Raw genomic sequence first — 11918 nt, 5'->3', positions numbered from 1 at the left:
AACTTATTGAATTTCAAAAAGTTTGTCGTTCCGATGTCGCTGGAAGTGGGGCGCATTATAAGGGGATTCAGAAGGGGGTCAAGGGTTAATTTCATTTATTTGAAATATTCCAGGCGAAGACCTCATCGAGGCCACCAGGTGCTCGCCACAACACCTTCAGCGCTCGATCTCACAGGCGCCAGAGAGCCCAAGGCAGCCGCCTATCAAGAACAACCCAATCTCAAGACAGGCACCCAGCAGCCCCCACTCTCAAACCACCCTCCCCTGCCTCCGACCAACCCTGGGCAGCACCCGCGAAACCGCGGGAACCCGCAACACCATCAACACAGCCCCAATAAACGCATAGATCGCCCACTCCCGCAGATCCGAGCGCACGATCCACAAGAAATGCAGCAACCCCAACCCAAGTATCACGTACACCAACCGGTGCAGCTTCTTCCAACGCGCACCCAACCGCCGCTGGCTATACCGATTCGAGGTAACCGCCAGGGCCAGCAACCCAAGAAACCCAAGCGCACCCACAATAATGTAAGGCCGCTTGCGCAACTCAACCGTCAGCTGCCCCCAGTCCAGCCCAAGGATAAAGAACAGGTAAGCCAGGATGTGCAGCACGATATAGGCAAACACCCACAACCCCAGTTGCCGGCGCACCACGATCCAGCCCGACCATCCCGTCAGCTTCTGCAGCGGCGTCATGCCCAAGGTAACCAGCAGGAAGGTCAGCGCCCCGAGCCCAAGCCGGTCCATCATGATCTTGCCAGGGTCAGGCCCTAGCAGATTCATCGCCGCCTCATACAACCACCAGACCGGGAACAGGCACCCCACGATGAAGATGGCCAGACGAAACCAAGGGTAACGCATCAATAGTTCTTCCGCAGATCGAGCCCGGTATACAGCGACGCCACTTCATCGGCATAGCCATTGAACATCTGGGTTTCCCGCACATTGGGACTGAACAGACCGCTGGGCAGCCGCCGTTCACGCGCCTGGCTCCAACGAGGGTGGTCGACCGTCGGGTTCACATTGGCATAGAACCCATATTCATCCGGCGCCAGCCCTTCCCAGGTGGTGCCCGGTTGCTCGGCCACCAGGCTGATACGCACGATCGACTTGATGCTCTTGAAGCCATACTTCCACGGCACCACCAGCCGCAACGGCGCGCCATTCTGGTTGGGCAGCTCCCGGCCGTACATGCCGACCGCCAGGATCGCCAAAGGATGCATCGCCTCATCCAGACGCAAGCCTTCTCTATAAGGCCAGTCGATCAAGGCGAACCCCGAACGCTGCCCCGGCATGTGCTCCGGGTCTTTCAGGGTTTCGAAACGCACATAGCGCGCCTTGGACGTCGGCTCGACCTGCTTGAGCAACTGCGCCAACGGGAAGCCCAGCCACGGAATGACCATCGACCACGCCTCGACGCAACGCAGCCGGTAGATGCGCTCCTCAAGCTGGTACGGCTTGACGAAGTCTTCCAGTGCATAGCGCCCGGGCTTGCCCACTTCGCCATCGACCACAACGCTCCACGGTTCGGTTTTCAGGCTGTCGCCATTGGCCGCCGGGTCACCCTTGTCGGGCCCGAACTCGTAGAAGTTGTTGTAGTGGGTGGCATCCTTGAACGGCGTGATTGCCTCACCCTTTACCGTTACTGCCTGCCATCGAGTGGCCGCGAGCTTTTCACTGAACCAGCCAGGCGCCCTGCCCGCCTCGACATCGGCGTAACGGCTGGCTTCAGTTGCGCGCGCCATGCTCGGCAAGGCACCCAAGGCCAGGCCGGCCAACGAGCCACCCAGCAGGGTACGACGGGAGAGGTAGATGCCTTCGGGGGTGATCTCCGACGCCTTGCACTCGGAAGACCTGGGAAGCTTGATGAGCATGAGCGGCTCCACAGCACTGGATAACGGATGTACCAGTAAGACTATGGAGCCGGCGGGTTATTCCTGCATTAAATGATTGTCACGCTTTACGACGGCGTGCCTTGAGCAGGAACTGGATCGGCCCCGAAGCCGCATAGGCGAGGAAGATCAGCAGCAGGATACGGGGCGGGTCGCTGAACACCACGGCAAACACCAGCACCACGGCCAGGATAGCCACGAACGGTACACGGCCCTTGAGGTCCAGCTCCTTGAAGCTGTTGTACTTGATGTTGCTGACCATCAGCATGCCGGCAGCAGCCACCAGCAGCGCCACCAGGAACGACAGCTTGGAGCCCTGGATGCCGTAGTCGCTGAACGCCCACACGGTACCCGCGACCACGCCCGCGGCAGCCGGGCTGGCCAGGCCGATGAAGTAGCGCTTGTCGGCGGTGCCGACCTGGGTATTGAAGCGTGCCAGGCGCAGTGCTGCACCGGCCACATAGATGAAGGCGACCATCCAGCCGACCTTGCCCATGTCGCCCAGCGCCCAGCCAAAGGCCAGCAAGGCCGGAGCCACACCGAAGGCGACCATGTCCGACAGCGAGTCGTACTCGGCACCAAAGGCGCTCTGGGTGTTGGTCATGCGCGCGACACGGCCATCGAGGCCGTCGAGCACCATGGCCACGAAGATGGCGATGGCAGCGAAGGCAAAGTACTTGCTCGCCTCGCGCGGGTCTCCGGCGCTCAGGGCGCTCTGCGCGCTCATCGAGCTGATGATGGAATAGAAACCGGCAAACAGGTTGGCGGTGGTAAACAGGTTGGGCAGCAGGTAGATGCCGCGATGGCGCACCTTGCGCCCTTCGGCGTCATGCCCTTCTTCAACGTGCTCATCGACAGGTAGCAGGCTTTCGGCGTCGGAGGGCTTGTTCGGCTCTTCGGGACGTTCGCTCATGGAGGGTACCTTGCAACAGGATGGAAAATGTTCGACACGGGCCTGCAAAACAGGTTCTGACGGCAGGCCACTGGTCTGCTTTATACCAGAAGCTGACTGTCAGAACGAAAAAACGCGGCCGAAGCCGCGTTTTTCATCTTTCGATAAGACTTAGTTCTTGGTCTTGTCGACGATTTTGTTAGCCGAGATCCACGGCATCATCGAGCGCAGTTGCTCGCCGATGATTTCGATGCCGTGAGCGGCGTTGTTGCGGCGCTTGGCGGTCATCGATGGGTAGTTGGTAGCACCTTCGGAGATGAACATCTTCGCGTACTCGCCGTCCTGGATGCGCTTCAGGGCGTTGCGCATGGCCTTGCGGGATTCTTCGTTGATGACTTCCGGACCGGTTACGTACTCACCGTACTCGGCGTTGTTGGAGATCGAGTAGTTCATGTTGGCGATGCCGCCTTCGTACATGAGGTCAACGATCAGCTTCAGTTCGTGCAGGCACTCGAAGTAGGCCATTTCCGGCGCGTAGCCAGCTTCGACCAGGGTTTCGAAACCGGCCTTGACCAGCTCTACGGTACCGCCGCACAGAACAGCCTGCTCACCGAACAGGTCGGTTTCGGTCTCGTCCTTGAAGGTGGTTTCGATGATGCCGGTACGGCCGCCGCCTACGCCCGAAGCGTACGACAGGGCAACATTCTTGGCGTTGCCGGAGGCGTCCTGGTAGATGGCGATCAGGTCAGGGATACCGCCGCCCTTGACGAACTCGGAGCGAACGGTGTGGCCCGGGGCCTTCGGCGCGATCATGATCACGTCGAGGTCAGCACGTGGAACAACCTGGTTGTAGTGGATCGAGAAGCCGTGGGAGAAGGCCAGGGTAGCGCCCTTCTTGATGTTCGGCTCGATTTCCTGCTTGTACAGTTGGCCCTGGAACTCGTCCGGGGTCAGGATCATGACCAGGTCGGCAGCAGCGACGGCAGAGGCAACGTCGGTCACTTTCAGGCCATGGGCTTCTGCCTTGGCAACGGTGGCCGAACCTTTACGCAGACCGATGGTGACATCTACACCGGAGTCCTTCAGGTTGCACGCCTGAGCGTGGCCCTGCGAACCGTAACCGATGATGGCGACTTTCTTACCCTGGATGATGGAAAGGTCGCAGTCTTTATCGTAGAAAACTTTCATGAAAATACCCCTGGTTATATCTCGGCCCCTGCGGAGCCATCGCTAATTTTTGAATTTAGATGCTGAGCACTTTGTCGCCACGGGCAATGCCGGTAACGCCGCTGCGCACGGTTTCGAGAATCGATGCAGTGCCGATCGCCTGGATGAAGCTGTCCAGTTTGTCGCTGGTGCCGCTCAGCTGCACGGTGTACACGCTGGCAGTCACATCGACGATCTGGCCACGGAAGATATCCGTGGTGCGCTTGATCTCGGCGCGCTGGGCACCGGTGGCCTTGACCTTGACCAGCATCAGTTCACGCTCGATGTGAGCGCTTTCCGACAGGTCGACGAGCTTGACCACTTCGACCAGCTTGTTCAGGTTCTTGGTGATCTGTTCGATCACTTCGTCATGGCCAACGGTGGTCAGTGTCAGACGCGACAGGGTCGGGTCTTCGGTCGGCGCCACGGTCAGGCTTTCAATGTTGTAGTTACGCTGGGAGAACAGGCCGACCACGCGGGACAGCGCACCTGGTTCGTTTTCCAGCAGCAGGGAGATGATGTGCCGCATATCAGGTACGCTCCGTCTTGCTCAGCCACATGTCACGCATCGAGCCATCCTTGATCTGCATCGGATAGACGTGCTCACTGCGGTCAACCGCGATGTCGATGAACACCAGGCGGTCCTTCATCGCAAACGCTTCTTCCAGCTTCGGCTTGAGGTCCTTCAGGCTGGTGATGCGGATACCCACATGGCCATAGGCCTCGGCCAGCTTGATGAAGTCAGGCAGCGACTCGACGTACGAGTGCGAGTGACGACCGTTGTAGGCCATGTCCTGCCACTGGCGGACCATGCCCAACACACCGTTGTTCAGGTTGACGATCTTCACCGGCAGGCCGTACTGCATGCAGGTGGACAGCTCCTGGATGTTCATCTGGATGCTGCCTTCGCCGGTCACGCAGGCCACGTCCTGGTCCGGGAAGTTGAGCTTGACGCCCATCGCCGCCGGGAAGCCGAAGCCCATGGTGCCCAGGCCACCGGAGTTGATCCAGCGGTTCGGCTTGTTGAAGCGGTAGTACTGCGCCGCGAACATCTGGTGCTGGCCCACGTCGGAGGTAACGAAGGCATCGCCATTGGTCACTTCGCACAGGGTCTCGATGACTTTTTGCGGCTTGATGACATTGCCGTCACCCTTGTCGTAAGGGAACAGTTCGCCATTGCCACGCCATTCGTCGATCTGCTTCCACCAGGCATCCAGCGCCGCCTTGTCAGGCTGCTCGCCGATTTCCTTGAGGATGCCGAGCATTTCGCTGAGTACGCTGTCGACCGGGCCGACGATCGGCACGTCGGCCTTGATCATCTTGGAGATCGACGCCGGGTCGATGTCGATATGGATGATCTTGGCGTTCGGGCAGAACTTGGCCGGGCCGTTGACCACGCGGTCGTCAAAACGGGCACCGACGGCGAAGATGACGTCGGCATGGTGCATGGCCATGTTGGCAGTAAAGCTGCCGTGCATGCCGAGCATGCCGAGGAACTGGCGGTCAGTACCCGGGAAGCCACCCAGACCCATCAGGGTATTGGTGACCGGCAGGTTCAGCGATTTGGCGATTTCGGTCAGGGCTTCGGAGCCACCACCGAGGATCACGCCGCCACCGGAGTAGACGATCGGGCGCTTGGCCGCCAGCAGCATCTCGGCAGCCTTGCGGATCTGGCCGGAGTGGCCGCGTACCGCAGGGCTGTAGGAGCGCAGCTTGACCTTTTTCGGGTAGACGTATTCGAACTTCTCGGCCGGGTTGGTCATATCTTTTGGAATGTCGACCACGACCGGACCTGGGCGACCGGATTGCGCCAGGTAGAATGCTTTTTTCAGAACTTCGGGGATTTCGCTGGCATGTTTGATCATGAAGCTGTGCTTCACGATCGGCCGCGAAATACCGATCATGTCGGTTTCCTGGAACGCATCGGTACCCACCATGGTGCTAGGCACCTGGCCGGACAGGATGACCATCGGAATCGAGTCCATGTAGGCGGTGGCAATACCGGTAATGGCATTGGTCGCGCCCGGGCCGGAGGTTACCAGCACCACGCCGGCCTTGCCGGTGGCGCGGGCGTAGCCGTCCGCCATATGGGTAGCTGCCTGCTCATGACGAACCAGGATGTGCTCGACTTCCGGTTCCTTGAACAGCGCGTCGTAAACATGCAGGAGAGCACCACCAGGGTACCCGTAGATGTGCTTAACGCCTTCGTCACGCAAGAAGCGGACGACCATCTCAGCGCCAGATAAAAGCTCCACGTTGTTCACCTCTAAAACGCCAGAATACCGTCCTCACTGGACGGGTCTTAATAGGTTTACTGCCAAGCAGAGCATGAGCGAACGTCAGCACTGACTGAGCAAGTATTGGGAGCGCCCCAGAGTGTTGCGGGGTTTTCCCACCCAGCGCGAGGTAACGCGTTGCGGGGTGTAACAGGTCGGCGCGGGTGTGCGCCTCATGATCTGCTTAGCGGGTCTGCTTCTGGCAGTCCCTCTACAGCGGAGATTGGATTCTTCTGATTCGGCGCCAACAAGTCAAGAAAAATTATTGCCAATTTTTCCCCAAGATGAATTCCTGCCACCACTAAAAATCGCTTCAGCAGCAGAATAAATAAGATTTCCACAAAAAAGGGCCACAATCTGCGGCCCTTGAAGGAAAAACTGAAGAAATCAGGCGGAAGGAGCAATCAATTGGTCAAATGCTGCCAACAGGCGGCGTAGCTCACGACTTTGCTCTGGCCGGTCGGTAAACACGGTTTCGGCCATGACCAGGATGCCGGAGGCGTTGGGCAACGGGTGGCCCAGCTCGATGATGATCTTCATGCGCGGCAGGAAGATCCATTGCAGCCACTGCTCGAAACTGAGGGTATCGACAGCGAAAGGCACCGTACTGGCCAGTGCCTCGTCGCTTGGCGGCTCGTCATCCCACCAGCCTTGCACCTGCAGCTCACGCTCGATCAGCAGCAGGTGGTCGGCAATATCCAGAATGCGCTGTTCGATCATCACGAATTGACCCGTGCCTTCTGCCGGGCCAGTGCGGCGCCGGCGCTATCACCCTGCTTCTCGCGAGCCTGGGCGATGGTGTTCCACAGCTCGGCCTGCAGGCTCGGGCGGCCATTGGCGTAAGTCAGGGCACGACGCGCCAGTTGCTCGGCCTGCGGCGCATCACCTTGCGACAGGCGCACCTGGGCCAGGCGGTACAGCACCTGCGGCTCGCGCGGTGCAATGCGCTGGGCACGCTCCAGGCTCGAGGCGGCACCGTTGAAGTCGCCACTGCCCTGCTGGGTCTTCGCGGTGGTCAGCAGCGCCAGCACCGGGCCGTCCAGCTGCTCGTCGGCCGACAGGCCACCTGCAGCGGCACTGCTACGCGGGATACCGGTTGGCGCGCTGGTGGTTTGCGGGGCACTGTTCATCGCCGCGATGTCGAAGGGTTCGTCGGCGATCGGGTTGGGGTTGGTGGTCATCGGTGCCGAAGTGACCGGCCCTGTGGTAATCGGACCCGGGGTGATTGGCCCCGGGGTAATCGGCGAGGTGCTGATCGGCGCCGCGCCATTGGCCGCCGGGAACGTCTGGATGCCCGAAGCGCCAGCGCCCTGCGGGATCATCACGGTGACGCCGGAGTCTTCAGGCAGCGTTTGCGCCTGCGCGGTGCCCGCGTTGTAGCCACCCGCAGAGCGGTTGGCCGTCACGCGTTCGCTGTTGGACACGCGGGTGCTCGAGTCGACCACCGGAATATTGCCGCGCGGGACGCTGGCGCACCCCTGGAGCACAGCCAGCGCCGTCACGGCAGGAAACAGCCACTTGTTCACGTCACACCTCATCAATGCAGCCTGTGCTTAATTCATCCAGCCCTTGACCCAGTCCATGACCGATTCAACTGGATCCTGCTCGCCGCCACAGGTCGCGCCGGCGGGCGGTTCACTGCCGCGAATATACGGCATCTGCACCGCTCCCGGACAGCTGCCATCAGACCCATGGCCACTGTACGGGTCGATCCAGGCCTGCACCACGTTGTCCGGTTGCGGCATGTCCAGCGGCAGCGGGTCGGCCTTCTTCATGAAGCTGGTCCACACCTGCAGGGCACCTGTGGCACCGGTAAATGGCGTCTTGCCGTTATCGTCACGGCCCATCCATACCACGGCCAGCAGGTCCTGGCTGAAACCGGAGAACCAGCTGTCGCGCGAATCGTTACTGGTACCGGTCTTGCCCGCCAGGGTGAGATTACGCGGCAAAGTGTTGTACACCGAGCGGCCGGTGCCTTCGCGCATCACCCGCTGCATGGCGTTCTGCACCAGGTAGATGGCCCCCGGGTCGAAGGTTTGCTGGATCTGGAACGGGTAGCGCTTGAGCGGCTCGCCCTCGGCGGTGAGTACGCTGCGGATACCGCGCATCGGGGTGTTGAAGCCGCCGTTGGCGATGGTCTGGTACATGGTCGCGACCTGCATCGGCGACATGCCGCCGGCACCCAGCAGCATGGCGGGGAAGGCTGGCCAGTCGACATTCACACCCAGCCTGCCAATGGTCTTGATCACGTTGGGCACGCCCACATCCAGGCCGATCTTGGCAGTCGACAGGTTGTAGGAGTTGGCCAGCCCCTGGTACAGGTAGATGGTGCCATGCGGGCGGCGGTCGTAGTTTTGCGGGCGCCAGACCTGGCCGTCGGCACCTTTGACCGAGAACGGCTCGTCCTGCACCAGGCTGGTCAGGGTGTACCTGGTCGGTTGCTCCAGCGCGGTCAGGTAAACCGCCGGCTTGACCAGCGAGCCGATCGGCCGCACGGCATCGATGGCGCGGTTGAAGCCGGCGAAACCGGCCTGGCGGCTGCCGATCAGCGCCTGCACTTCACCGGTTTCCGGGTTGGTCACGACCATCGCCGACTCCACCTCGTCCGCCCCTTTGCGGCCCGCCAGGCGCTTGAAGGTCTCGCTCATCGAGGTTTCGGCCTTCATCTGCAGGATCGGGTCGAAGCTGGTGAAAATGCGCAGGCCTTCTTCGGTCAAGTCTTCATCGCGGTAGTCCTGGCGCAGCTGGCGCTTGACCAGGTCGAGGAAGGCCGGGAACGAGCTGTCGGCCAGGCTGCCGCGCTTGGTCACGCCCAGCGGCATCTTCTTCGCTGCATCGACTTCTGCCTGGCTGGCCACGCCCTGCTCGGCCACCAGGTCGAGCACCAGGTTGCGGCGGGCCAGGGCGCGGTCCGGATAGCGACGCGGGTTGTAGTAGGACGGCCCCTTGACCATGCCCACCAGCAAGGCGATCTGGTGCAGTTTCAGCTCCGACAGCGGTTGGCTGAAGAAGAACTGGCTGGCGAGGCCGAAGCCGTGCACCGCACGCTGGCCATCCTGGCCGACGAACACCTCGTTGAGGTAGGCCTCGAGGATCTCGCGCTTGTCGTAGTGCAGCTCCAGCAGCACGGCCATCATCGCCTCGGTCAGCTTGCGGCTGAGGCTACGCTCGCTGGTGAGGTAGAAATTCTTCACCAGCTGCTGGGTCAGGGTACTGCCACCCTGGCGCATTGAACCTGCCGAGGTGTTGACCCACATGGCCCGGGCGATGGACTTGGGCGACACCCCGAAGTGGCTGTAGAAATCGCGGTCTTCCGTCGCCACCAGGGTTTCGAGCAGGTACGGCGGTACCTGGTCGATCTTGATCAGGATGCGGTCTTCGAGGTTTTTCGGGTAGATGCCGCCGATCATCAGCGGCTCCAGGCGCACTACGTCGAGCGTCTTGCCGTTGGCGCCGGAAAGACCCGCTACGTAATCGCCGGAGAAGCGCACACGCACGAACTGCGCCGGCTCCATGCCCTCGTAGAACTGGAAGCCACGGGTATTGAGCTCGACGGTGTTGCCGTTGACTGCCGCCGCGCCCGGGCCGTTGGCCGCGCTTTCACGCCGGTAGCCGAGCGCGTCCAGCTCGGTGAGGAAGTCGTTCTTGCTCAGCTTCTGGCCGGAAAACAGCTCCAGCGGCCGGGCATACACCTTGGCCGGGATGGTCCAGCGCTTGCCGGAAAACTTTTCCTGGACGACAGCATCAAGGTAAACCGCGAAGCCGGCGATGATCACCAGGCCGACCAGGCTGAGCTTCAAAGCCCAGCCCAGCCAGGCGCGGGAGCGGCCGGTCGGGCGTTTCTGAGGGGTACGGGGATTTCGGGTTCGGGTCATGGCGGCGGATTATACGCACTTTATAAAGGCTGGGCAGACGCCCCCGGCGGTAGGCAGGGACGGCACCATTGACCATAATGGCGCATTCGAATTCCCTGCCCCCGGAAGGATTTCCCGTGAGCCAAGCCCTTATCACTGCGTTGCAGAACCCCGCCCTGTACCCTCACCCCGTGGATGGGTTCCAGCTCATCGAGACGCATATCTCCTGGGTCCTGCTCACTGGCGAGTATGCCTACAAGATCAAGAAGCCGATGAACTTCGGCTTCCTCGACTTCACCGGCCTGGACCAGCGCCAGCATTTCTGTAACGAAGAATTGCGCCTGAACCAGCGCCTGACCGACGGCCTGTACCTGGAAGTGTTGCCGATCACCGGTAGCGTCGACGCGCCGCAGATCGGTGGTGAAGGCGAAGCCATCGAGTACGTGCTGAAGATGCGCCAGTTCCCCCAGGGGCAGATGCTCAACACCCTGCAGGCCAATGGCGAACTGAACGCCGCGCACATCGACCAGATGGCCCGGCAGATCGCCGAGTTCCACCTGCAGGCCCCACGCGTTCCGGTGGAGCACCCGCTCGGCACGCCGGACAGCGTGATGGCGCCGGTGGAACAGAACTTCGAGCAGATTCGCCCGTTCCTCAGCGACAAGGCCGACCTGCAGCAACTCGACGCCCTGCAGGCCTGGGCACGCAGCAGCTTCGAGCGCCTGCATGGCCTGCTGGAAAAGCGCAAGGCCAATGGTTTCATCCGTGAATGCCACGGTGACATCCACCTGGGCAACGCCACCCTGATCGACGGCAAGGTGGTGATCTTCGACTGCATCGAGTTCAACGAACCGTTCCGTCTGACCGACGTGTATGCCGACACCGGCTTCCTGGCCATGGACCTGGAAGACCGCGGCCTGAAATGCCTGGCCCGCCGCTTCATCAGCCAGTACCTGGAACTGACCGGCGACTACGAAGGCCTGGAACTGCTCAACTTCTACAAAGCCTACCGCGCGCTGGTGCGGGCCAAGGTTGCACTGTTCAGCATGCCAGCCGATGCCGATGGCGTGCAGCGCGCCACCACCCTGCGCACCTACCGCAACTATGCCAACCTGGCAGAAAGCTACAGCGCCATCCCGTCGCGCCTGCTGGCCATTACCCACGGTGTTTCGGCAGTGGGCAAAAGCCACGTCGCCATGCGCATGGTCGAGGCCCTGGGTGCGGTCCGCGTGCGTTCGGATGTGGAACGCAAACGCCTGTTCGGCGACCAGCAGCAGGCTGACGCTGGCCAGCTGAGTACCGGCATCTACGACCAGGACGCCAGTGTCGCGACCTACCAGCGCCTGCACGAGGTGGCGGCGACCGTGCTGCGAGCCGGCTTCCCGGTAGTGCTGGATGCCACCTACCTCAAGCGTGATCAGCGGCAGGCCGCGGCGGACATCGCCAGCCAGACCGGCGTGCCATTCCTGATCCTCGACTGCCATGCACCGGATGCGGTCATCGCCAGCTGGCTGGAGCAGCGCCGGGCAGAAAACACCGACCCGTCAGATGCCACCCTGGAAGTGGTCAAGGCCCAGCAGGCCAGCCGTGAGCCGCTGAGTGCACAAGAGCTGGTGCAGAGCACCCGCGTCGATACCCAGAGTGCCGGGAGCATGGACCAGGTGATCGAGCAGATTCGCCAGCGCTTGCCTGGGCTGTAAGGTCAGCGTTTTCCTGGGCCGGCCTATTCGCGGGTGAACCCGCTCCCACAGGTACTGCGTCAGTCGTGAGGCTTGCAGATAACCTTGTGGGAGCGGGT

The 11918-nt window shown here is 61.5% G+C and carries 10 protein-coding genes; 1 reads left to right on the top strand and 9 read right to left on the bottom strand.

Annotated features, from left to right (window positions below; translation table 11 throughout):
- Positions 1 to 249 precede the first annotated feature (249 nt).
- From msrQ to mrcB, 9 genes are all read right to left on the bottom strand, one after another.
- Complete coding sequence (gene msrQ / locus RYH74_RS25125) at positions 250 to 861, bottom strand: protein-methionine-sulfoxide reductase heme-binding subunit MsrQ (RefSeq protein ID WP_075046405.1); 612 nt, start codon at positions 859 to 861, stop codon at positions 250 to 252.
- Positions 861 to 1874: a protein-methionine-sulfoxide reductase catalytic subunit MsrP gene (gene msrP, locus RYH74_RS25120; protein WP_085617892.1), complete on the bottom strand. Its 1014-nt coding sequence runs from the start codon at positions 1872 to 1874 to the stop codon at positions 861 to 863. The genes msrQ and msrP overlap by 1 nt, the downstream gene beginning before the upstream one ends.
- 79 nt (positions 1875 to 1953) lie before the next feature.
- Complete coding sequence (gene pssA, locus RYH74_RS25115; protein WP_003250045.1) at positions 1954 to 2805, bottom strand: CDP-diacylglycerol--serine O-phosphatidyltransferase; 852 nt, start codon at positions 2803 to 2805, stop codon at positions 1954 to 1956.
- A 150-nt stretch (positions 2806 to 2955) separates the two neighbouring features.
- Positions 2956 to 3972: a ketol-acid reductoisomerase gene (gene ilvC / locus RYH74_RS25110; RefSeq protein WP_013974255.1), complete on the bottom strand. Its 1017-nt coding sequence runs from the start codon at positions 3970 to 3972 to the stop codon at positions 2956 to 2958.
- A 55-nt stretch (positions 3973 to 4027) separates the two neighbouring features.
- On the bottom strand, positions 4028 to 4519 hold the full coding sequence (ilvN, locus tag RYH74_RS25105) for an acetolactate synthase small subunit (RefSeq protein WP_003250040.1): 492 nt from the start codon (positions 4517 to 4519) through the stop codon (positions 4028 to 4030).
- Between the two features lies 1 nt (position 4520).
- A complete protein-coding gene (locus RYH74_RS25100) occupies positions 4521 to 6245 on the bottom strand; it encodes an acetolactate synthase 3 large subunit (RefSeq protein ID WP_015271834.1) in 1725 nt (574 codons plus the stop codon).
- 408 nt (positions 6246 to 6653) lie between these two features.
- Entirely contained in the window at positions 6654 to 6986 is a 333-nt protein-coding gene (locus RYH74_RS25095) for a YqcC family protein (RefSeq protein ID WP_025340674.1), read from the bottom strand.
- Entirely contained in the window at positions 6986 to 7804 is an 819-nt protein-coding gene (locus tag RYH74_RS25090; protein ID WP_286100592.1) for a tetratricopeptide repeat protein, read from the bottom strand. The genes RYH74_RS25095 and RYH74_RS25090 overlap by 1 nt, the downstream gene beginning before the upstream one ends.
- A gap of 15 nt (positions 7805 to 7819) precedes the next feature.
- Positions 7820 to 10141, bottom strand: a complete 2322-nt coding sequence (gene mrcB, locus RYH74_RS25085; RefSeq protein WP_025340676.1) for a penicillin-binding protein 1B — start codon at positions 10139 to 10141, stop codon at positions 7820 to 7822.
- A 116-nt stretch (positions 10142 to 10257) separates the two neighbouring features.
- On the opposite strand from mrcB, the gene RYH74_RS25080 reads away from it, so the two are divergent.
- Positions 10258 to 11820, top strand: coding sequence for an AAA family ATPase (locus tag RYH74_RS25080; protein ID WP_085617894.1), 1563 nt, complete (start codon positions 10258 to 10260; stop codon positions 11818 to 11820).
- Positions 11821 to 11918: the final 98 nt, after the last annotated feature.

The organism is Pseudomonas sp. LSJ-87 (genome assembly GCF_032971465.1).
Lineage (GTDB): Bacteria > Pseudomonadota > Gammaproteobacteria > Pseudomonadales > Pseudomonadaceae > Aquipseudomonas > Aquipseudomonas putida_Z.
The sequence above is the reverse complement of the archived record's forward strand: the minus strand, read 5'-3'. Positions and strand labels throughout refer to the sequence as shown.

Bases quoted from the DNA above. Each gene is read 5' to 3' on its own strand.
- msrQ (WP_075046405.1), bottom strand. From the start codon at position 861: ATGCGTTACCCTTGGTTTCGTCTGGCCATCTTCATCGTGGGGTGCCTG.
- msrP (WP_085617892.1), bottom strand. From the start codon at position 1,874: ATGCTCATCAAGCTTCCCAGGTCTTCCGAGTGCAAGGCGTCGGAGATC.
- pssA (WP_003250045.1), bottom strand. From the start codon at position 2,805: ATGAGCGAACGTCCCGAAGAGCCGAACAAGCCCTCCGACGCCGAAAGC.
- ilvC (WP_013974255.1), bottom strand. From the start codon at position 3,972: ATGAAAGTTTTCTACGATAAAGACTGCGACCTTTCCATCATCCAGGGT.
- ilvN (WP_003250040.1), bottom strand. From the start codon at position 4,519: ATGCGGCACATCATCTCCCTGCTGCTGGAAAACGAACCAGGTGCGCTG.
- RYH74_RS25095 (WP_025340674.1), bottom strand. From the start codon at position 6,986: ATGATCGAACAGCGCATTCTGGATATTGCCGACCACCTGCTGCTGATC.
- RYH74_RS25090 (WP_286100592.1), bottom strand. From the start codon at position 7,804: ATGAGGTGTGACGTGAACAAGTGGCTGTTTCCTGCCGTGACGGCGCTG.
- mrcB (WP_025340676.1), bottom strand. From the start codon at position 10,141: ATGACCCGAACCCGAAATCCCCGTACCCCTCAGAAACGCCCGACCGGC.